General features: G+C 66.4%; 20 protein-coding genes, 1 tRNA gene and 1 pseudogene. 12 read left to right on the forward strand and 10 right to left on the reverse strand.

Annotation, left to right across the window (positions count from 1 at the left end; all coding sequences use genetic code 11):
- Nucleotides 1-115 precede the first annotated feature (115 nt).
- The 5 genes from J5M86_RS01395 to J5M86_RS01415 all read right to left on the reverse strand — a co-directional run bounded on the left by J5M86_RS01395 (nt 116) and on the right by J5M86_RS01415 (nt 3,718).
- A tRNA-Arg gene (locus J5M86_RS01395) sits at nt 116-188 on the reverse strand.
- 70 nt (nt 189-258) lie between these two features.
- The gene (locus J5M86_RS01400; RefSeq protein WP_188059846.1) at nt 259-1,812 is read right to left on the reverse strand and encodes a metallophosphoesterase; all 1,554 of its coding nucleotides are present in this window, start codon (nt 1,810-1,812) and stop codon (nt 259-261) included.
- A 77-nt stretch (nt 1,813-1,889) separates the two neighbouring features.
- Nucleotides 1,890-2,468: a peptide deformylase gene (def, locus tag J5M86_RS01405; RefSeq protein WP_188059845.1), complete on the reverse strand. Its 579-nt coding sequence runs from the start codon at nt 2,466-2,468 to the stop codon at nt 1,890-1,892.
- An 88-nt stretch (nt 2,469-2,556) separates the two neighbouring features.
- Complete coding sequence (locus J5M86_RS01410; protein WP_188059844.1) at nt 2,557-3,483, reverse strand: PH domain-containing protein; 927 nt, start codon at nt 3,481-3,483, stop codon at nt 2,557-2,559.
- Between the two features lie 61 nt (nt 3,484-3,544).
- A complete protein-coding gene (locus J5M86_RS01415; protein ID WP_188059843.1) occupies nt 3,545-3,718 on the reverse strand; it encodes a hypothetical protein in 174 nt (57 codons plus the stop codon).
- Nucleotides 3,719-3,855: 137 nt separating this feature from the next.
- Between J5M86_RS01415 and J5M86_RS01420 the strand changes: the two genes are divergently transcribed.
- From J5M86_RS01420 to J5M86_RS01430, 3 genes are all read left to right on the forward strand, one after another.
- A complete protein-coding gene (locus tag J5M86_RS01420; RefSeq protein ID WP_188059842.1) occupies nt 3,856-4,812 on the forward strand; it encodes a small ribosomal subunit Rsm22 family protein in 957 nt (318 codons plus the stop codon).
- A gap of 205 nt (nt 4,813-5,017) precedes the next feature.
- Nucleotides 5,018-5,557 (forward strand): helix-turn-helix domain-containing protein, encoded by a 540-nt coding sequence (locus J5M86_RS01425; protein WP_188059841.1) that lies wholly within the window; start codon nt 5,018-5,020, stop codon nt 5,555-5,557.
- Nucleotides 5,538-6,788: an MFS transporter gene (locus J5M86_RS01430; protein ID WP_208965075.1), complete on the forward strand. Its 1,251-nt coding sequence runs from the start codon at nt 5,538-5,540 to the stop codon at nt 6,786-6,788. The genes J5M86_RS01425 and J5M86_RS01430 overlap by 20 nt, the downstream gene beginning before the upstream one ends.
- 27 nt (nt 6,789-6,815) lie before the next feature.
- Here the strand turns inward: J5M86_RS01430 and upp are convergent, their stop codons facing one another.
- Complete coding sequence (upp, locus tag J5M86_RS01435; protein ID WP_188059839.1) at nt 6,816-7,457, reverse strand: uracil phosphoribosyltransferase; 642 nt, start codon at nt 7,455-7,457, stop codon at nt 6,816-6,818.
- A 40-nt stretch (nt 7,458-7,497) separates the two neighbouring features.
- On the opposite strand from upp, the gene tadA reads away from it, so the two are divergent.
- From tadA to J5M86_RS01455, 5 genes and pseudogenes are all read left to right on the forward strand, one after another.
- Entirely contained in the window at nt 7,498-7,944 is a 447-nt protein-coding gene (gene tadA / locus J5M86_RS01440; protein WP_188059963.1) for a tRNA adenosine(34) deaminase TadA, read from the forward strand.
- 65 nt (nt 7,945-8,009) lie between these two features.
- Entirely contained in the window at nt 8,010-9,167 is a 1,158-nt protein-coding gene (locus J5M86_RS01445) for a GAF domain-containing protein (protein ID WP_188059838.1), read from the forward strand.
- A gap of 88 nt (nt 9,168-9,255) precedes the next feature.
- On the forward strand, nt 9,256-11,043 hold the full coding sequence (locus tag J5M86_RS01450) for an NAD(P)/FAD-dependent oxidoreductase (RefSeq protein ID WP_188059837.1): 1,788 nt from the start codon (nt 9,256-9,258) through the stop codon (nt 11,041-11,043).
- Nucleotides 11,044-11,055: 12 nt separating this feature from the next.
- Nucleotides 11,056-11,262 (forward strand): annotated as a pseudogene (locus J5M86_RS15705) (SDR family NAD(P)-dependent oxidoreductase); the annotation flags it as partial.
- 37 nt (nt 11,263-11,299) lie between these two features.
- The gene (locus J5M86_RS01455) at nt 11,300-11,833 is read left to right on the forward strand and encodes an SDR family oxidoreductase (protein ID WP_255427451.1); all 534 of its coding nucleotides are present in this window, start codon (nt 11,300-11,302) and stop codon (nt 11,831-11,833) included.
- A gap of 79 nt (nt 11,834-11,912) precedes the next feature.
- Here the strand turns inward: J5M86_RS01455 and mmsB are convergent, their stop codons facing one another.
- The 4 genes from mmsB to J5M86_RS01475 all read right to left on the reverse strand — a co-directional run bounded on the left by mmsB (nt 11,913) and on the right by J5M86_RS01475 (nt 17,355).
- On the reverse strand, nt 11,913-13,178 hold the full coding sequence (mmsB, locus tag J5M86_RS01460) for a multiple monosaccharide ABC transporter permease (RefSeq protein ID WP_188059836.1): 1,266 nt from the start codon (nt 13,176-13,178) through the stop codon (nt 11,913-11,915).
- The gene (gene mmsA, locus J5M86_RS01465; RefSeq protein ID WP_188059835.1) at nt 13,175-14,743 is read right to left on the reverse strand and encodes a multiple monosaccharide ABC transporter ATP-binding protein; all 1,569 of its coding nucleotides are present in this window, start codon (nt 14,741-14,743) and stop codon (nt 13,175-13,177) included. Before mmsA ends, mmsB begins: the two co-directional genes overlap by 4 nt.
- A 79-nt stretch (nt 14,744-14,822) precedes the next feature.
- A complete protein-coding gene (locus tag J5M86_RS01470) occupies nt 14,823-15,974 on the reverse strand; it encodes a sugar ABC transporter substrate-binding protein (RefSeq protein ID WP_305847084.1) in 1,152 nt (383 codons plus the stop codon).
- A 130-nt stretch (nt 15,975-16,104) separates the two neighbouring features.
- Nucleotides 16,105-17,355 (reverse strand): ROK family protein, encoded by a 1,251-nt coding sequence (locus tag J5M86_RS01475; protein WP_188059833.1) that lies wholly within the window; start codon nt 17,353-17,355, stop codon nt 16,105-16,107.
- A 71-nt stretch (nt 17,356-17,426) separates the two neighbouring features.
- Between J5M86_RS01475 and xylA the strand changes: the two genes are divergently transcribed.
- From xylA to J5M86_RS01495, 4 genes are all read left to right on the forward strand, one after another.
- Nucleotides 17,427-18,614 (forward strand): xylose isomerase, encoded by a 1,188-nt coding sequence (gene xylA / locus J5M86_RS01480; RefSeq protein ID WP_188059832.1) that lies wholly within the window; start codon nt 17,427-17,429, stop codon nt 18,612-18,614.
- 71 nt (nt 18,615-18,685) lie between these two features.
- A complete protein-coding gene (gene xylB / locus J5M86_RS01485; RefSeq protein WP_188059831.1) occupies nt 18,686-20,107 on the forward strand; it encodes a xylulokinase in 1,422 nt (473 codons plus the stop codon).
- A 54-nt stretch (nt 20,108-20,161) separates the two neighbouring features.
- Entirely contained in the window at nt 20,162-20,845 is a 684-nt protein-coding gene (locus tag J5M86_RS01490) for a 4a-hydroxytetrahydrobiopterin dehydratase (RefSeq protein WP_188059830.1), read from the forward strand.
- A 7-nt stretch (nt 20,846-20,852) separates the two neighbouring features.
- Nucleotides 20,853-21,341: a DUF3253 domain-containing protein gene (locus J5M86_RS01495; RefSeq protein WP_188059829.1), complete on the forward strand. Its 489-nt coding sequence runs from the start codon at nt 20,853-20,855 to the stop codon at nt 21,339-21,341.
- The last annotated feature ends 27 nt before the right edge of the window (nt 21,342-21,368 follow it).

Genomic DNA, 21,368 nt, shown 5'->3' on the forward strand with positions numbered 1-21,368 from the left:
GTGCGGCCCGGTTGCTGTCAGAACTGCTGTCAGTGGCAGTGCGCCCCGCAGGTAATGAGAAGACCCCGACCGCGTTTCCGCTGGTCGGGGCCAATTCCTCTGTCTCAACACAGAGCGCACCCGTAGGGATTCGAACCCCAAACCTTCTGATCCGTAGTCAGATGCTCTATCCGTTGAGCTACGGGTGCTTGCTGCCCTCACGGGCAACGACGAGTTACTTTACCCGGTCCCTGCCGCGGATGCGAAATCGAAGTTCTTTCACGGCATCTGGATCGGTGTGACGACCGGATCGGTCGACCCGCCACAGGTGCGGTCCTTGGCCTCTGGGACGAACTGTCGGCCGGAGAGCACGGTCGTCGACTCGATCTGCGGACGTCCGACGAGGATGCCGGAGAAGGTGTACCGCCGCACCGTCGCCAGGGAGCAGGACGTGTCGAACTCGGCGATGTCGAAGGAGTACGACTGGGTCAGCACCTCCGTGCCGGCGTCGGCGGTGATCGCGATCTTGGCGCCGAAGAGTCCGCCGCCGGTGAAGGTGCCGACGGTCATCCGGTTGTCCTCCCGCGCCGGCTTGTGGGTGTGGCCGGAGATCAGTAGTTGATCGGCGGTGAAGCCGTCCTTGGTCGCGGCGGGTTCGTGGCTGACGACGACGTCCGGCTGGGTCTGTTCGCCGTCCTTCCACGCACGCACGAAGGCCTTGCGAGCGTTTTCCTGGAGGGCTGGGAGTTTGGGATCGTTGTCGCCGTAGTAGCGCGGATCGTTGAAGCCGCCGAAGGTAACTCCCGCCATCCTCACCTTCTGGTACGACTTCGAATCCGGTTGCAGAGTCACGACATTGGGGATGCGGCTCAAGCGGCTGACCAGGCTGGTGTCGTTCGCACTGCTTGCATCGTGGTTGCCACGCACGAACAGGTACGGGACGCCCAGGTCGGCGATGTCGTCGAAGATGCCGGCCGCCTCGGCCTCCTGCACGCTGCCGAAATTGATGAGATCGCCCGAATCGACGACGGCGTCGATCTTCTGGGTGGTGACGAGATCTTTGAGCAGGGCGTACTGGTTGGCGCCGTGGATGTCGCTGATGAAGAGCACCCGCAGTGCGGTCGGCCGCGGCTTCGCGGCAGGCGTGTATTTGCTCTGTAAGGCATCCGAGAGCGCCAAGGCACTGACGACATAGCGCGACGATTCGGCTCCCCGTCGCTCCAGATCACCGAGCAGGTCCATGTCCTGCCGGGCCACCGAGAGCAGCGATGTGGTGCGGACCGCGCCGATGTTGTCCTCACGGTAGGTCAGGAAACCCGCGAGGGCCGGAGCCACCAGCGCCAAGGTGGTCGCGAATGCCGTCGCCGCGGTGGCCGCGAACGGCCTGCGCCACAGCGCTCGCGCACCGAGCAGCACCACGACCACCAGACCGAAGCCGAGCAGGAATCGCCAAGCCACCCCCACCAGCGCGGCGCGCGCGGCAGCGTCCAACTCCTGCGCAGTCGGCTGGAAGGTCGAGACCGACGGGGCCCCGTCGGTGAACGCCTCGGTGACATCGCGGCGCAGCTGCGGATCGATCAACAAGCCCGGCGCAGGCAGTGGTCCATCAAACTCCACCGACAGGTCGCCGAGCATCGTCGGCAGTCGGGCAGTGGAATCAGGCACGAGCCCGAGCCGGACGTCCGCGGCGTAGTACTTCGTCGTGACCGTCGTGGGGAACAGGCTCGTCATTCCGACGCCGCCCAGGTAGCCCAGAGCGGCCACGAGCAGCAGACCGAAGATCGCCTTGAGTGCGTGGGTGAAATCAGGCAGCGTCGGACGGCGGAAGTTCACGGGTCAAGCCGATCAAACTGCGCGCGCCGGCCGGCGCTTGGGGCGCAGCGAGTTTGCGATCGTGCGGCTGGTGCTGGTCAGACCTTGTCGGCCTTCTGGGTGGCGGGGTCCCACTTGGTGATGCCGTCGGCTTCCCAGCCGCGCTCCTTGCGGGCTTGTCGGGAAAGGTCGCGCTGCGACGGGGTGAGGCGCTCAAGGTAGAGCTTGCCGTCGAGGTGATCGGTCTCGTGCTGCAGGCAACGGGCGAACAGGCCGGTGCCCTCGTACGACACCGGGTTGCCGTCCAGGTCGGTGCCGGTGACGCGGGCCCAGTCGGCTCGCGGCGTGGGGAAGTGTTCGCCGGGCACCGACAGGCATCCTTCGGAGCCTTCGTCCTCGTCCGGTTCGCCCGGAGGGACGACGCCCTTTTCCAGCACCGGGTTCACAATGACGCCAACGTAATTGGGCTCGTTCTCGTCCTCGGCGGGGCAGTCGAAGACGAAAATGCGCTGGCGGGCCGCCACCTGATTCGCCGCAAGGCCGACGCCGTGCGCGGCTTCCATGGTGTCGAACATGTCAGCCACCAGGGTGCGGATCTCGTCGGTGATCTCCTTGACCTTCTTGGTCGGCTGGTGCAGCGCCTTGTGTCCGATGATCGTGATGGGACGGACGGCCATGTGGTGAATCTCCTGCGCGCGGTCGGTGTGCGCCCAGCCCTGGCGGGACGCACATTTCTGCCGCAGAGTCTCCCACGGCCCGCGGGGATCAGTCGCGGCGGCGGTCGACCCGGTGGGTGGGGCTGGCGTGCTCGGTGCTGACCGACCACGGGGTGTCCTGGAAGGGTTCCTCGATCTCGGCGGCGTCCTCGTGCTGCAGCGGGTCGTCGACCGGTTGCGGGCCGCGAAGCAGCCGTTCGCGCAACGGGGTGCGGGCCTTGTCGCGATAGCGGTCGACGTACGTGCCGAGGCGCGAAGCGACGTCCGATTCGGGCACCACGGGCACGGGACGCTGAGACACCGGCACCGGTGGCCTTGCTCGCCGGGCGTCGGCGCCACGAGTGTCGACGGTCATCGGCTTGAGGAACGGATCGGTGTCGTCTGTGCGGTCGTCGTACGAGTCGCGGGTCGGCACCATCGCAGGCGACGGTTCGTCCGAAGGCTTGCTGAACAATTGCCCGCAGATCGCCCGGTAGGACGCCTCGGGGTGCGGGATGTAGGTGAGCAGCCGCAGGGCTTGGTCCTGGCCCGCACTTTCCATCACGAACTCGCCGTAGCCCAGGAAGCGCCCGATGAGCGGCTGGTTGAAGGACATGTCGGTGACCTTCTGCAGCGGCATCATCGCGGTCTTCTGGTTGAGGATGCCGCGTCGCCAGATGAGTCGCTGGTCGGTGGCGGCGAACCAGTCGCGACTCCACAGCCACACCCGCGCGGCGGTGAAGACCAGCATCGCGGCCAGCACGTACCACGTCTTGTCGGCGAGCCAACCGAGCGAGGCCGGAGCGGTGAAACCCACCCACAGGGTGACGATCAGTCCGCAGGCGAGGGCGAAGAAGGTGCCGAAGAGTGACATCCAGTGCGGCCGGTGCACCACGACCATCTCCTCGCCGTGTACGAGGAAGCGGCGCATCGACTGCGCACCACGGTGATCGACCAGGGTGGTCGAGGAGAGCCCGGATTCGTGCGGGCTGATCATGGCCGTCCGCCCCGCGAAGTTCTCGCGTGGCTCGAACCTGCGGCGGTACTGCTCGTCACGACTACTGCCCGAGGATCGCCTTGAAGAAGTCGCCGATACTGCGGACGCCGGTGGCCAGCAGATCCCAGATGTTGTGCACGATGTCGGCCGACTTGTTGGGGTTGGTGAAGATGGCGTAGAGAACGAAGGCGAAGATCACCCAGATGGTGATCCTCTTGATCTTCTCGGTTGCCATGGTGTGGACCCTTCGGTCGAAATGCGGGCGAGGCGTCCGCGGTGAGCACAGGTGCGCAGATCATTGTGCCAGCAGTGACGCGTGTGACTGGTGTTTCCACGCACTGCCCGTGTGTCGCGTCCTACTACGCTCCTGATGTGCCCTCGCTCGCGCCCACCCTTCGTGCCGCCCTCGACGACGAACTCGCGGGACGTCCTCGCGCAGCGCTCGCCGAAGCAACGGCCCGGTTGAGCGAGCGTTATCGCCGAGGTGGTGCCGCATCCGAACCGATTCTCACGGGGCCGGCAGACGTCGCTGCGTACGCCGCCTATCGCATGCCGGCCACCTACGCAGCCTGTGAGCGCGCCCTCACGCTGGCTGCGCAGAGCTTCGCCGAACCGATCGAATCGGTCGTCGATCTGGGCGGCGGCACCGGCGCTGCGGCGTGGGCGGCGTCCGCGGTCTGGGAGCCCTCCTCGGTGCGGGTGCTCGACCAGGTGGACGCCGCGCTCGAATGCGGTGCGCGACTTGCGGCGGACGTCCTGCCCATGACCTTCTCGCACTGGCGGGTCGGCGCCGCGGTGCCCGCTGCCGATCTCGTCACGGTGTCGTTCGTACTCTCGGAACTGTCTGTGGCGCAACGTGATTCGCTGGTCGACGCGGCCGCAGGGGCGGCGGCCAAGGCGGTCTTCGTCATCGAGCCCGGCGCCCCGGAGGGCCACGAACGCATCCTCGCCGCCCGTCAGCGACTGGCGGCTGCCGGATGGACGATTGCGGCGCCGTGTCCGCAGTCGGGCGACTGCCCTGTGCGGCAGCCGGACTGGTGCCACTTCGCGGCACGCGTGGAGCGTTCCGCGCTGCACCGGCAGATCAAGGGAGGCGACCTCAGCTACGAGGACGAGAAGTTCAGCTTCGTCTTCGCCGTGCGCTCGGCGTCCGCGCCGGCCGCCGCGCGCATCCTGAGATACCCGTTGAAGCGGAAGGGCTTTGTCGACCTGACCGTGTGCGACGCGGCCGGCAAGGCGGGGCGCCGTGTTGTCACCAAGAAGCAGGGTCAGGCCTACAAGCAAGCTCGAGACGCTCGCTGGGGCGACGCCTGGCCTCCGCTCGACTGACGGATCCGGCGCGCTTCGCTTCCTGGCCAAGGCCACAAACCGGACGCAAATCACACGTTCTCGGCGAAAAAGCGTGCGATTTGCGTCCGGTTTGTGTGAGCACGAGCGCTCACAACGCCCGCTCAGAAGGGAAAGCCAGCCGCTGGATGGCAACCCTCAAGCAAGTGCTTGACAGTGCGCGACGTGGTCCGCTTTACTCCCCAACATGTCTTTGGAGGATGCTGAACTACGCGCCGCTCGCGCGTTGGCGCACCCGATTCGCCTGCGCATCCTGTCGCTGCTCACAGGCGTCGAGCTCAGCGCCGCTGAAGTAGCGCGCGAGCTCGACATCACCCAGGCGAACGCCAGCTATCACTTGCGGCGTCTCGCCGCGGCAGGCGAACTCGAGGTCGCTTCCACCGAGAAGATCCGAGGAGGCGTTGCCAAGAAATACCGCTACGTGGCTCGGTTCGACACCCCAGCGGACGGCCAGCAGCGGCCGAGCATCGTCCGGTTGGAGCAGATGCGCCAAGCAGTTGATGCCGAACTGCGGCGCCGTATTCCGCTGGCCGATGAAGGTCCGAGGATCTTCGCGGACGCTGAAGTCTGGTTGCCCCCGGAGGTGCTGGACGAGGTGCACGCGTTGATCGCGCGCGCGTCGATGCTGGCGCACGAGCAGGCCCTGCCGCCGCGCACGCCCGGTGCCAAGCACGTCTCGCTCCTCACCTGGCTCTTCGGTATGAGAGATGACGATGAAGCTCGCTGACTCATGGGGAGTGCTGCAGCACAGGGACTTCCGTTGGTTCTTCCTTGCGTCCAGCGTGAACCGCTTCGGCAGCATGATGACCTCGGTTGCGTATGCCTTCGCGGTGCTGCACGTCGACAACTCCGCGTCCGCGCTGTCGAAGGTGCTTGCTGCACAGATCACCGCCAACGTCGTGTGTGCGCTTTTCGGTGGCGTGATCGCCGACCGGTTCAGCCGCCGAGTGGTGTTGCAGTCGACCTACCTGTCGTCGGCGACCGTGCTGGCGATCACCGCGTGGCTGTTGTTCACCGACCGGGCAACGGTGCCGATCCTCGTCGGCCTGGGTGCTCTCGCCGGCGCTACCAGCGCGTTTGCGCAACCGGCCGTCCATGGCTTGGTGCCTCAACTCGTGCCGCGTCGCGACCTGCAACAGGCCAACGCACTCATGGCATTCGTGCGCAACAGTGCGCAGTTCCTCGGCCCAGTGCTCGGGGCAATGCTCGTGGCCATCGGTGGTGCGCCCTGGGCACTTGCAATCGACGCGGCATCGTTCGTGGTGTCGAGCGTCCTGCTGCTGCCGGTCAAGTTGCCGGGCGTCGTCCGAGCAGACACCGGCATCGTGCATGAACTGAGGGAAGGGTGGACCGAGTTCCGATCACGCACGTGGCTGTGGGTGATCGTGCTCGCCTTCGGTGCCATGAACGCCATCCAGTCGGGGGCGATCCTCGTGCTCGGACCGCTCGTCGCCAAGAACACCGACACCCTCGGCATCAAGGGCTGGGGCTGGGTGATGGGCGCGGAGGCCGCAGGAATGTTGCTGATGTCGCTCGTGCTGCTGCGGCTGAGCGTGCTGCACCCTTTGCGCGCCGGCATGCTCGGCATCGGGGTCGGTGCTGCCCTGATGATCGTGCTGCTTGGCGTGCACCCCGTGACCGTGCCGATGATGATCGTGGCTTTCTGCTGCGGTGCCGGCATGGAGACCTTCGGAACCGGCTGGAATGTCGCTCTGGGAGAACGCATTCCGCCCAACGTGCTGTCCCGGGTCGTCAGCTACGACATGGTCGGATCGTTCGTCGCCATGCCGATCGGGATGCTTCTGTATGGCGCGCTTGCGACCGCCGTCCCACTCCAGCCACTGCTCATCGCGTCCGGTGTGGTCTACGCCGCGATCGCACTGTCGACCCTCGCGGTGCCTTCGATCCGGACGATGCAGCGGCTGCCGGAGCATGCCGACGAGCCCTTGCTCAGCTGAGCTGTTGTCGTTCCTGGACGTCCGTGATCAGTCGGCGACGCCGTAGAGCCGGTCGCCGGCGTCGCCCAGGCCCGGCACGATGAACCCGTGCTCGTTGAGCCGCTGGTCGATCGCGCCGGTGACCAGCGTGATCGGAATCTGCAGCTCGGCGAGGTCCTTCTTCATGAACTCGATACCTTCGGGGGCGCCGAGCAACGTGACCGCGGTGATGTCGTCAGCACCGCGCTCAGCGAGGTAGCGGATGGCCATCGCCAGCGAACCGCCGGTGGCGAGCATCGGGTCGAGCACGTACACCTGGCGTCCGGAGAGGTCGTCCGGCAGTCGGTTGGCGTAGGTGATCGCCTCGAGGGTCTCCTCGTCGCGCTGCATGCCGAGGAAACCGACCTCCGCGCTGGGCAGGAGGCGCACCATGCCCTCGAGCATGCCCAGGCCCGCCCGCAGGATCGGCACGATGAGCGGCTTCGGCGACGACAGCTTGATACCCGTCGTCGGCGAGACCGGCGTCTCGATGTCGAACGGCTCGACCCGCACCTCACGCGTGGCCTCGTAGGCCAGCAGCGTCATCAGCTCTTCGGCCAACCGGCGGAACGTGGGGGAGTCGGTGCGCTTGTCCCGCAAGTAGGTGAGCTTGTGGGCGATCAGCGGGTGATTGGCGACCAGAACACGCATGGAGCAGACTCTACGGGTGATCGAGCCCGTGGACGACTGGATGCAGCGTGCGCTGGACGAAGCGACGGCGGCACTGGCTACCCAAGACGTCCCCGTGGGTGCAGTCGTACTCGACCAGAACGGCGGCGTCATCGGCACTGGACGCAACGAACGCGTCGCCGTCAACGACCCGCTCTCGCACGCAGAGATCGTCGCGATCCGCGCCGCAGCCGCCACCCACGGCAACTACCGGCTGGACGACTGCACCCTCGTCGTCACCCTCGAACCCTGCCTCATGTGCACCGGCGCGGTGATGCAAGCCCGCATCGGACGCGTCATCTTCGGCGCCTGGGACGCCAAGGCCGGTGCGTGCGGAAGTGCGTGGGACGTCGTGGCGACCAACCGCAGTCCGCACAAGCTCAGTGTCACCGGTGGCGTCCGCGAGGCGGAGTGTGCACAGCTGCTGACCGACTTCTTCCGGGCCCGGCGGGGCAAGAGACCCAACTGACCAAAGCGCCGCCTGGGCGAGCTCGACCTGAGACACTGGAGCACCCCGCACAGAGGCAGGTTCTGATGAGCATTCCGCGCGCCACTCCGGCTGTGCGGGTGCCGGACGACCTGCGCCAGAAGGTCGCAGACCTCGCCCGCTTGCACGAGCGATGGGCTGCCACCCGCGTCGTGCCGGAACTCTTACGACCGGAAGTCGCCCGCGCGTGGGCCCGCCTGGACCCCGAACATGCCCCCGCAAAGTCGCAGCAACTGCTCGCCGGGCCGGAGGTGCGCAGGCGTCGTGAATCCGCACGGGTGCTGGCCGAGGCCACCGCCAAAGTGCAACAACTCCTGCTCGACACCGCCACCGATTCGTTGAATCAGTTGGTCGTCTGCGACGCCGACGGCGTGGTGCTCTGGGTCGACGGGGCTCCGGTCGTCCGACGGCAGTCGGAGCAACTGGGTTTCGTGGAGGGTGCTCGCTGGACGGAGGGCGCGGTCGGGGTGAACGCACTCGGAACGGCGCTGGCCGAGGGGCGCCCGATCCAGTTGTTCGGGCCCGAGCACAGCAATCCCGACCAGCATCGCTGGGTCTGCACCGGCGCGCCGGTGCGCGATCCGGCAACGACCAAGATCATCGGGGCGATCACGATGTCGGGACCACTGGCCAGCGCGCACCCCCACACGCTGACCCTGGTTGCCAACGCTGTCATCAGCGCTGTGGAATCGGAACTCGCTGCCCGACATCGGGTTTCGTTGAACGTGTTGGCTGACAAGGCCACGGACGCCGACCTCGTCCTCGACGTCAACGGATGGGTCGCGGCCGCTCGCTCACGGCATGCGCCGGAGAGGGTCTGGACTCCGCGCGGCTTGACCGAGGGACGGGTGTGGTTGCCGACTCTTGGCATGTTCGAGTGTTCGGCTCTGCCCGGCGGCTGGTCGCTGCGATCGCTACCGGATGGCCAGATGGCCTCCTTGCACCTGATCACCCACCCGCGCGCGCTGCTCGAGGTGAGCAGTGGCGCAAGCACGTCGACCTTCTCCCTGACCCCGCAGCATGCGTCCATCGTGCGGGCCCTGGCATTGGCTCCCGATGGACTGAGTGCCGCGCAGTTGCAGGACCAGCTCGGCCTGGGGAGCGTGGTTTCGATGCGTGCCGAGGTCTCGCGATTGAGACGCTTGCTCGGGGAGCTGCTCGAAAGCCGTCCCTATCGGCTGACCGCACCCTGCGCCGTCGACTGACCACTGCAACCTTCTGCAACCCTTCTGTCCCGCGCAGGTCTGCTCCTACCGTCGCGATGTGACCCACATCACTGTCGAAGGAGCCGCGATGACCGACGAAACCACCACCGCTCAGCACTGGGCGGACGCATTCGAGCAGGCCCTTGCCGGTGATGAACCGGCAGCGGTGGCTGCGTTGTTCGAGGACGAGAGCTACTGGCGCGATCTTGTCTCTCTGACGTGGAACCTGCACACCGCAGAGGGGCACGAGCAGATCGTCCGGATGCTCGACGCCGCACCTCAAGGCTTGCGGCCCAGGAAGATTCGCGTGACCGAAGCCAGTGCGGCCGACGGAGTCGTGGAGGCGTGGATCGAGTTCGAGAACGACACTGTCAACGGCAAGGGCTTGGTGCGGCTGCGCGACGGCAAAGCGTGGACGCTGCTCACCACTGCTCAGGAACTACGTGACCACCCCGAAGCCAAGGGCGCGAGTCGTCCGCGCGGCGCCGAACACGGCAACCCGAGCCGAACGAAGAACTGGCTGGACGAGCAGAAGGAGCGCCAGGCGCGCTTGGGCTACGAGGACCAGCCGTACGTGCTGATCATCGGAGGTGGACAAGGTGGGATCGGCCTGGGTGCGCGGCTGAAGCAACTCGGCGTCCCCACCCTGATTGTCGACAAGTACGCGCGTCCGGGAGATCAGTGGCGCAGCCGGTATCACTCGCTGTGCCTGCACGACCCCGTCTGGTACGACCACCTGCCCTACCTTCCGTTCCCGGCGAACTGGCCGGTGTTCACGCCCAAGGACAAGATCGGTGATTGGCTGGAGAGCTACACCAAGATCATGGAGTTGGACTACTGGACCAGCACCGAGTGCCTGTCGGCGCAGTACGACGAGAGCGCCCAGACCTGGACCGTCAACGTGGTCCGCGACGGCGAGAACGTCACGCTGCACCCCACTCAGCTCGTGCTGGCCACCGGCATGTCGGGCGTCCCGAACATGCCGCAGGTGCCGGGCATGGAAACCTTCGCCGGCGAGATCCAGCACTCCTCGCAGCACCCCGGAGGGGACGCCTACACCGGCAAGAAGGTCGTGGTGGTGGGATCGAACAACTCCGCGCATGACATCTGCGCCGACCTGTGGCGAGCCGGCGCCGACGTGACGATGCTCCAACGCTCGACCACGCACATCGTGAAATCCGACTCGCTGATGACCGAGGTGCTCGGCCCGCTCTACTCCGAGGAAGCCGTCGCGAACGGGATCGATCACGACAAGGCTGACCTGATCTTCGCGTCGCTGCCCTACAAGGTGCTGCCCGGCGTCCAGAAGCAGGCCTTCGACGTCATCCGGGAGAAGGACAAGGAGTTCTACGACGGTCTGGAGAAGGCGGGTTTCATGCTCGACTTCGGCGACGACGACTCCGGTCTCTTCCTGAAGTACCTGCGGCGCGGATCGGGCTACTACATCGACATCGGCGCCTCCGACCTCGTGGCCAAGGGTGAGATCAAGCTGATCGCGCCCGCCGTGGTCGAGCGACTCGACGAGACAGGCGTGGTGCTGGACGACGGCCGTCACCTGGACGCGGATCTGATCGTCTTCGCCACCGGCTACGGATCGATGAACGGATGGGCGGCCAAGCTCATCAGCCAGGAGGTGGCCGACAAGGTGGGGAAGTGCTGGGGCCTCGGCTCCGACACGACCAAGGACCCCGGCCCGTGGATGGGTGAACTACGCAACATGTGGAAGCCCACCCAGCAGGACAACCTGTGGTTCCACGGCGGCAACCTGCACCAGTCGCGCCACTACTCGCGCTACCTGTCGATCCAGTTGAAGGCGCGGTACGAGGGGATCGACACGCCTGTCCACGCACTCCCCGAAACCCACCACCTGTCCTGAAAGAGGCATCACATGTCGAATGTTCACATCACCGGAGCGGCTCGCGGTATCGGCAAGGCCATCGCGGTACGACTGGCCGCAGACGGTCACAACCTGCTGGTCTCCGATCTGCCGTCGATGTCGGACGCACTTGAGCAGACCGCCGAAGAACTGCGCTCCCATGGCACCACCATCGCCACGGCCACCGGCGACGTTTCCAGTCACGATGACGTCCGCCGGCTCGTGCGCGCCACAGCGGACGAACTGGGCTCGTTGGATGTCATGGTGGCCAACGCGGGCGGGGATCGCACAGACCAAGGCGCTGCTGGAGGTCTCGCCGCAGGAGTACGACCGAGTGCACGCGATCAACGGACGCGGCGTCTTCCTCTGCTACACCGAAGCTGCTCGCCAGATGATCGAGCAGGGCAGCGGCGGCAAGATCATCGGCGCCGCTTCGATCGCTGCGCACAAGGGCTTCCCGCTGCTGGGCGTCTACTGCTCGTCGAAGTTCGCAGTGCGTGCGCTCACCCAGGCCGCGGCCCAGGAATGGGCGGAGCACCGCATCACGGTGAACGCCTACTGTCCGGGGATCGTCGACACCACCATGTGGGAGGAGATCGACCGCGACTTGGGCGCCATCAACCAGGTGGGCAAGGGGGAGTCGATGAAGGCCATGGCCGAAGGCATCGCGCTCGGGCGGGTGTCGGTCGGTTCCGACGTCGCAGGGCTCGTCTCTTACCTCGCTGGGCCGGACTCCGACTACATGACCGGTCAGTCGGTGCTCATCGACGGCGGAATGGTCTTCAACTGAGCAGCATCCAGGTCGACAAACCGAGCGCCCCTCCGGATCAACCGGAGGGGCGCTCGAGCGATAGCGATACGGACGAGACTCAGCTGGCCGCGCGGCGCTTGTTGATGAGGTCGAAGGCGACTGCCGCGAGCAGCACCAGACCCTTGATGGCCTGCTGCCACGCGGGGTCGACCGCCATGATCGACAGACCCATGTTGAGCACACCCATGATGAGTGCACCGATGATCGCGCCCGACACCTTGCCGACACCACCGGTGACGGCGGTGCCACCGATGAAGCAGGCCGCGATGGCGTCGAGCTCGTAGTTGGTACCGGCCGCTGCCACACCGGCGCCGGCGCGGGAGGTGGTGACGGCTGCGGCGACCGCGGCCAGCACGCCCATGTTGACGAAGATCCAGAAGTTGACCTTCTTGACGTTCACACCGGAGAGCACGGCGGCGTGGACGTTGCCACCGATCGCGTAGATGTGACGACCGAAGATCGTGCGTCCCATCAGGAAGGTGTACGCCGCGATGAGCGCACCCACGATGATCAGCACGTACGGCGTACCGATCGCACTGCGCGCGAGCACCCAGGTGAAGAAGAGCAGCATCGCGGAGATGATGACCATCTTGGCGACGAACGCACCGAAGGGCTCGACCATCAGCTCGTGCTTGTGCAGCGTTGCGCGGGTGCGCAGCTGGCTGATGATGAAGCCGGCCACGGCGAGCAGACCGAGCACGAGGGTGAAGACGTCCAGCTCACCGGCGTAACCCAGCCAGCCCAGAATGCCGCCGTTGGAGATCTGCTGGAAGCCGTCGGGCAGACCGCCGATGGTCTGGCCGATGATGACGATCGTAAGACCGCGGAAGATGAGCATGCCGGCCAGCGTCACGATGAACGCCGGGACGCCGATGTAGGCCACCCAGAAGCCCTGCCACGCACCGATGAGGGCGCCGAGGCCGATGCCGAACAGCACGGCCAGCACCCAGGGCAGGTTCCACTCCATCATGGCGATCGCCATGACACCGCCGATGAAGGCGACCACCGATCCGACCGAGAGGTCGATGTGGCCGGCGACGATCACCATCACCATGCCGATGGCCAGGATCATCACGTAGGCGTTCTGCTGGATGAGGCTCGACACGTTGTCGGGCTGCAGCAGCTTGCCGTCGGTGAGCACCTCGAACAGCAGGATGATCGCAACGAGCGCGCCGAGGATGCCGTACTCGCGCAGGTTGCCCTTCTTGACCCGGTCGGCAGCAGATGCGCCGTCGCCGGGCTCCTTGCCCGGGGTGAGCAGTTCTTCGTTGAGGCCGACGCCGGAGGAGTCAGCTGATCCGGCCGGTACAGGGGTCTCGGTCATCGAGCCGCCTCCTTCTCCATGGTCATGTAGTGCATGAGTCGTTCTTGGGTTGCTTCGGCGCGCGGCACCTCACCGGTGATGCGGCCCTGGGACAGTGCGTAGATGCGGTCGCAGATTCCGAGCAGTTCGGGCAGCTCGGAGGAGATCACCAGCACGCCCTTGCCGGCGTCCGCCAGCGCGTTGATGTGCCCGTAGATCTCGTACTTCGCGCCGACGTCGATGCCGCGGGTGGGCTCGTCGAGGATGAGCACCTTGGGGTCGGTGAACATCCACTTGGCCAGCACGACCTTCTGCTGGTTGCCGCCGGAGAGCTTGCCGACACCAGCGTCCACCGTGGGCGTCTTGGTGTTGAGCTTGCGGCGGTATTCCTCGGCCACCTTGTACTCACCGGCCTGGTTGACGACCCCGACTCCGCGGCTGATCTTGCGCAGGGCGGCAGCGGTGGTGTTGTGCTTGATGTCGTCGATGAGGTTGAGGCCGTAGCGCTTGCGGTCTTCGGACGCGTACGCCAGGCCCGCCTTGATGGCGTCGGTGACGTTGTTGATCTTCACCGGCTTGCCGTCGATGAAGATCTGTCCGGAGATGCGCGAGCCGTAGGTCTTGCCGAAGACGCTCATCGCCAGCTCGGTGCGTCCGGCGCCCATGAGTCCGGCGATGCCCACGATCTCGCCGGCGCGGACGAAGATGTCGGCGCCGTCGACCACGACCCGGTTCGGATCGAGGGGCGAGTGCACCGTCCAGTTCTCCAGCCGCAGCACCTCGCTGCCGGGGTTCGACACGTGGTCGGGGTAGCGGTTGTCGAGGCTGCGGCCGACCATGAGGCGGATGATCTCTTCCTCGGTGACCGGCTCGGCGCCGTGCATGTCGAGGGTCTTGATCGTCTGGCCGTCACGGATGATCGTGGTGGAGTCGGCGATCGCGGCGATCTCGTTCAGCTTGTGGCTGATGATGATGCAGGTGATGCCTTCTTCGCGCAGGGTGCGGATCAGCCCCAGCAGGTGGGCGCTGTCGTCGTCGTTGAGCGCGGCGGTCGGCTCGTCGAGGATGAGCAGCTTCACGTCCTTGGAGAGCGCCTTGGCGATCTCGACCAGCTGCTGCTTGCCGACACCGATGTCGACGACCTTGGTGTCGGGCCCTTCCTTCAGGCCCACGCGCTTGAGCAGCTTGGAGGCCTCACCGTTGGTCTTGTGCCAGTTGATGACGCCCCGCGAGGCCCGCTCGTTGCCGAGGAAGATGTTCTCGGCGATCGACAGGTAGGGAGACAGCGCCAGTTCCTGGTGGATGATGACGATGCCCTCGGCCTCGCTGTCGCGAATGCCCTTGAACTGCGCCGTCTTTCCTTCGAACTTGATCTCGCCGTCGTACGACCCGTGCGGGTAGACGCCGGAGAGCACCTTCATCAAGGTCGACTTGCCTGCGCCGTTCTCGCCGCAGATCGCGTGCACCTCACCGCGCTTCACGCGGAAGGTGACTTCGCTGAGCGCCTTGACGCCGGGGAACGTCTTGGTGATGTCGACCATCTCCAGGATCGTGTCGCCGGTGGGCGCGTCCTTCGTCAGCTCCATTGCTGGCCCTTTCTTCCTGCGATACGAAACGATCCCGTGAGACTGCCCAGAAGCGATGTCTCACGGGATCGAATCTCGATCACATGCCCAGTTCGGAGGCCTTGTAGAAGCCCGAGTCGACCAACTTGGTCTTGATGTCGTCCTTGGTGACGACGACCGGCGCCAGCAGGTAGGTCGGGACGACCTTGGTGCCGTTGTCGTAGGTCTTCTCGTCGTTGACGTCGACCTTGCCGCCGGAGGCGATCTGGTCGACCATCTTGGCGACCTGGTCACCCAGCGCGCGGGTGTCCTTCCAGACCGTCATCGACTGCTTGCCGGCCTGGATGTTCTTGACGTTGGCCAGGTCGGCGTCCTGACCGGTCAGCACCGGGTAGTCGGCGCCGGCCTTGTAACCGGCGGCGGCCAGGGCCTGGGCGATGCCCAGCGCCAGCGAGTCGTTGGGCGACAGGACGACGTTGACCTTCTTGCCACCGGTGTAGAAGGAGTTGAGACGGTTCTGCATCTCGGTCTGGGCGGCGTCGGAGGTCCAGCCCTGGATACCGATCGACTTCCAGTCATCGTTGTTCTTGGGCGCCTTGCCCGACGGGACGGTGATCTGACCCGACTTCACCAGCGGGCTGAGGACGTCCCACGCACCGGAGAAGAAGAACTTGGCGTTGTTGTCGTCCGGAGAACCGGCGAAGGGCTCGAGGTTGACCTTGTTGGTGCCGATCTTGTCCTTGATGAAGTTGCCCTGGAGCTGGCCGACCTTGTAGTTGTCGAAGGTGGCGTAGTAGTCGACGTTCTTGCTGCCGTTGATCAGGCGGTCGTACGCGATGACCTTGACGCCCTTGGTGGCGGCGGTCTGCAGCACCGGGGTGAGCGCGGTGCCGTCGATCGCGGCGATCACCACGATCTTGGCGCCCTGGTTGATCATGTTCTGGATCTGGCTGCTCTGCTGGTCAGTCTTGTTGTCGGCGTACTGCAGGCTGGTCTTGGTGTAGCCCAGCGACTTCAGCTTGTCCTGCAGGTGGGCGCCGTCGCGGTTCCACCGCTCCAGGCTCTTGGTCGGCATCGAGATGCCGATGAGCGAGCTCTTGTCGAACTTGGCTGCGGCGCCCGAGGCGCCCGAGCTGCTCTCCGAACCGCCGTCGCGGCTGCTGTTGCACGCAGCGGTGCTGAACATGAGGGCAGTCACGCCCACCGCGGCAACCGCCGTGGTCAACTTCCGGGTCATCTTGGTCCCTTTCATGGGGTGCTGCCGTCGTGCAGCGAGTCGTAGGCTCAACCGCCTATTTGTTGCGCCGGTAAACATATTGTGTGGTCGCGGTCACGCGCAACGGGTTTCGGAAAACTCGCAGATAACGATTCGGCCACCGAGTTCAGGCGCCGTTGCCGACCCACGCGATCGGGTCGGCGATCACCTGGTCGAGCACCAGGCGTGCGGCCCCGATCACCGACGCGCGCCGACCCAGTTGGCCGGCCTCCACCTGCAGCGGTGTCCAGCGTGCTGCCATCACCCTGGAGAAGAGCTCGCGCTCGATGTCGCGGCGCAGGTAGGGGTGCAACTGCTCAAGGAAGCCGCCCAGCACGGCGCGGTCGACGTCCATCAGATTGATCGCATTCGCCAGCGCCAGTCCGAGCATCTGGCCAGCGGTGCGCACCGCGTCCAGGGCTACCTTGTCGCTGGTTTCCAGTGCTCGCAGGAGTGCGGAGATGTCGTCGTCGAGGGCGAGGCCCGCGCCCCGGAAGAGGGCATCGCGTCCGGCGTACTGCTCCAGGCAGCCGCGTGCGCCACACGAGCAGGGTGGGCCCGAGGGGTCGACGCACATGTGCCCGATCTCGCCGCTCCAGCCGTGCTGGCCCTCCAGCAAACGGCCCTGGACGACCATCGCGCCACCGATGCCGACCTCGCCGGCGAGGTAGATGAAGTTCTGGCCGGTGGTGGGATTGCCGCGTACTTTCGCCCGCGCCCACGACTCCGCGAGAGCACTCACATCGGCGTCATTGCCGAGCACGCAGACCGTATCTGCCCAGGTCGGGTGGCTGCGCACGAGGTGGAAGAGGTCGACTGATTCCCAGTGCAGGTTGGGGGCGAAGCGGATCTCGCCGCTGCCCCGACGGGTGAGTCCGGGCACCGAGAAGCCCGCGCCCAGGATGGTCGCGCCCTTGCTGCGCATGCTCTCCACGATGGGCGTGGCCAGGGCGTGCACGGCCTCGACGACCTCGGCCGGATCGCTGTGGCGGTAGTTGCCGTACTCGGTCTCGCGGGCGATCTGCCGCCCGCCGATGTCAGTGACTCCGACGGTCACCTGGTCGACCTGCATCTCCACGCCGATGGCCACGACCCGGGCGGTCGTGGCGGTCAGCGGTACGCCCGGCCGGCCGGCGCCCTTGACGATCACGGGCTCGAGTTCTTCGACGAATCCGGCCTCGATGAAGGTGTCGACCAACCCGGAGATCGTGGCGCGGGTGAGACCCAACTGCGCGGCCAGTTGGGCGCGAGTGACCGGTTTCGGGGCCTCGAGGATCGCACGCAGTACGAGCGACAGGTTGTGTTCGCGCAGGGACGCCTGACGCGCGGCGGCGGGCGTGCGGCGTCCCATCGGGACGACCTGGACAGTTCGTGACACCTCTTGACCCCTCTCTTCAACGAGCCATATGTTTAGCGGAACAACAAATTAGCGCATGGATGGAGCCCCGCATGGTCAGTAAGCCAACTCGTGATGACAAGTTCTCCTTCGGGCTGTGGACCGTGGGCTGGGAGGCTCGTGACCAGTTCGGTGACGCTACCCGTCCGCACCTCGACCCGATCGAGGCGTCCCGCAAGCTCGCCGACCTCGGCGCCTACGGCGTGACCTTCCACGACGACGACCTCGTGCCCTTCGGCAGCAGCGACACCGAGCGCGAGCGCATCATCGGCGACTTCAAGAAGATGCTGGACGAGACGGGCCTGGTGGTGCCGATGGTGACTACCAACACCTTCAGCCACCCGATCTTCAAGGACGGCGCCTTCACCAGCAACGACCGCCAGGTGCGCCGTTACGGCCTGCGCAAGGTCATCCGCCAGGTTGACCTTGCCGCCGAGCTCGGCGCCAATGTCTTCGTCATGTGGGGCGGCCGCGAGGGTGCGGAGTACGACGGTTCGAAGGACATCAACGCAGCCCTCGACCGCTACGCCGAGGGCATCGACACCGTGGCCGCCTACATCAAGGACAAGGGCTACGACCTGCGCATCGCGATCGAGCCCAAGCCCAACGAGCCCCGCGGCGACATCCTCCTACCGACGGTAGGCCACGCGCTCGGCTTCATCGCCAAGCTCGAGAACGGCGACATCGTCGGCCTCAACCCCGAGACGGGCCACGAGCAGATGGCTGGCCTGAACTACACCTCCGGCATCGCGCAGGCGCTCTGGCAGGAGAAGCTCTTCCACATCGACCTCAACGGTCAGCGCTCGATCAAGTACGACCAAGACCTCGTCTTCGGTCACGGCGACCTGCTCTCGGCCTTCTTCACCGTCGACCTGGTGGAGAACGGCTTCCCCAACGGCGGACCGAAGTACGACGGTCCTCGTCACTTCGACTACAAGCCTTCGCGCACCGAGGGTGTCGACGGTGTGTGGGAGTCGGCCGAGGCCAACATGGCCACCTACCTGCTGCTCAAGGAGCGCGCCGTTGCCTACCGCGCCGACCCCGAGGTGCAGGCCGCGTGGGAAGCCAGCGGCATTCGCGAACTCGCACAGCCGACCCTTGGTGAGGGAGAGACGCTGGACGACCTGCTGGCCGACCTGTCGGTCTTCGAGGACGCCGACGCCGACGCTCTCGGCGAGCGTCACTACGCGTTTGTGAAGCTCAACCAGTTGGCCGTCGAGCACGCTCTCGGCGCACGCTGATCCACCTGCCGCGTCGGCCGCGCTCACGGGCGCGGTCGACGCGAATCTCATTCGTGCACTAAGGAGTTCGCATGGCCACACTGGTTGCCGGCATCGATTCGTCCACCCAGTCCTGCAAGGTGTTGATCTGCGACGCCGAGACCGGCGCGATCGTGCGCGAGGGCCGGGCCAAGCATCCCGACGGCACCCAGGTCGATCCGGCGCACTGGTGGTCAGCCCTGCAAGAGGCGATCGACGCCGCCGGTGGCCTGGACGACGTCGCGGCGGTGAGTGTCGGTGGTCAACAGCACGGAATGGTCGTGCTCGACTCCGCCGGCGAGGTGATCCGTCCGGCGATGCTGTGGAACGACACCAGCTCGGCGGACGCCGCCGCCACCCTGGTGGAGGAACTGGGTGCGCAGGCATGGGCCGAAGCCGTGGGGACCGTGCCGGTCGCCTCGCTGACTGTGGCCAAGCTGCGGTGGCTGGCCGACCACGAACCCCAGAACGCTGCTCGCGTCGCTGCCGTCTGCCTGCCGCACGACTGGCTGAGCTGGAAGCTCGCCGGAGCGACCGATCTGGAAGCGCTGTTCACCGACCGGTCGGACGTCTCGGGCACCGGCTACTGGTCGCCGGCCACCGGTGACTACCGCCGCGACCTGGTGCAGCAGGCACTCGGGCACGACGTCGTGCTGCCCCGTGTGCTTGCACCTAACGAATCGGGCGGCGCCCTCGCGTACGGCAATTCGACCGCCGTGATCGGCCCAGGCGCAGGCGACAATGCGGCCGCCGCCCTGGGTCTGGGCATGACACCCGGTGATGTCGCCGTCTCCATCGGCACCTCCGGCGTCGTGTCGGCAATCAGCCAGAACGTGGCGGCAGACTCCTCGGGTTCGGTGGCGGGTTTCGCCGATGCCACCGGAGAGTTCCTGCCGCTGGCCGTCACGCTCAACGCCGCACGAGTGCTCGACGCCGCTGCCAAGATGCTCCGTGTCGACCACGCGCGTCTGGCCGAACTCGCCCTCGAAGCACCCCGCGGATGCGACGGCCTCGTCCTGGTGCCTTACCTGGAGGGGGAGCGCACGCCCAACAAGCCGCACTCCACCGGTGCGGTGCACGGGCTGACTCTGCAGACGTCCACCCCCGCTCATTTCGCCCGGGCCGCCGTCGAAGGCATGCTGCTCGCGCTCGCCGACGGACTCGACGCGATGGTCGCCGAAGGCACTGTGGCGCAGCGGATTTCGCTGATCGGGGGCGGATCGAAGTCGGAGGCGGTACGTCGGATCGCCCCGTCGGTCTTCGGCCTCGACATTGTGGTGCCCCGCGAGGGGGAGTACGTCGCACTCGGCGCGGCCCGCCAAGCGGCATGGGTCTTGTCCGGAGAAGACCAGCCGCCGGTCTGGCCACTGGACGGAACGCAGATCTACGCGGCCACGGACGAGGATCTGGCTGCCACCGAAGTCCTGCGCAAGCAGTACGCCCGGGCCCGCGATCTGACGCTCGACCGCCCCTGATCCGTCGGCGCCTCCAGCTAACGTGGAAACCATCCGTTAGCGAAGGAGCCGACGATGGCCGATCCACGCAAGAAGTTGAGCTTCGACGAAGTCCGCGCGTCGCAGTTGGGCGACTGGCGCCAGGTGGCCGGCGTCATCAAAGCCAAGTTTGCGACCGGAGACTTCGCGACCGGGTTGAAACTCGTCGATCAGATCGGTGCCGCCGCCGAAGAGGCCGACCACCATCCCGATCTGAGTCTCACCTATTCGCAGGTGCTGGTCAGCCTGAGCAGTCACGACGTCGACGGCATCACCAGTCGCGACATCGCACTCGCCCAGCGCATCAGCGAGTTTGCGAAAGACCTCGGAGTCCCCGCCGAACCGGAAGGCATCGCCTTGGTCGAACTCGGTCTCGACACACATGACGGTCAACGGCTCGGCCCGTTCTATGCGGCGCTGCTCGGCGCCGAGGCAGAGGACGGCGACGTGGTTGACGCGTCGGGTCAGGCTCCGCCGATCTGGTGGCAAGGTCCGGCTGATCCGTCCGACGGCAACACCAGGCCCGAACTGCCGGAGCAGGCTTTCGAGCAGCGCTGGCACCTGGACGTCTGGGTGCCGCATGACGAAGCAGAGGCGCGGGTCAAGGCCGCGCTGGACGCCGGTGGCGTGCTGGTGAGCGACGACGCGGCTCCGTCGTTCTGGGTGCTCGAGGACGCCGACGGCAACCGCTCGTGCATCTGCACCTCGTCGGGGCGCTGAGCCGTCGGTGAGCGAACCCGAGCGCACTCCCGACGGTCATCACATCGTTGTCGGCGGGCGACGTTGGCGCGCCACCGACCCGGCGATCCCGCAGAAGTTGCGCGTCGAGCTGGTCGAGGAGTTGATGCGCGCCCGGCGAGAGGTGCGCACGCAGGGGGACGAGGCGAGGCACTTGGTCTCGGACGCCAAACATGCCCTGGGTGAGCGCGGCGAGCCGTGGTGGGAGCCCGCAACCGAGCACGGCCGTCGCCACCGGTTGGCCGCGACGATTCGGGCATTGCTGCGGCACCGCGACGGATCGACCATCTGCCCGAGCGACGCTGCAAAGGCGGTCGGTGGCGAAGGCTGGCGCGACCTGATGGACCTCGCGAGGGAAGTCGCCGCACAACTGGTCGAGGCGGGCGAGGTGGAGGTGCAGCAGAAGGGGAAGCGGGTCGACCCGGCGGGAGCAAGAGGACCGATCCGGCTGGCTCCGGGTGAGGACCTCCAGCGATAAGCGCTTCGCGCGATCCCGGGCGTGGCT

It is taken from the genome of Yimella sp. cx-51, from assembly GCF_017654605.1.
Classification (GTDB): Bacteria; Actinomycetota; Actinomycetes; order Actinomycetales; family Dermatophilaceae; genus Yimella.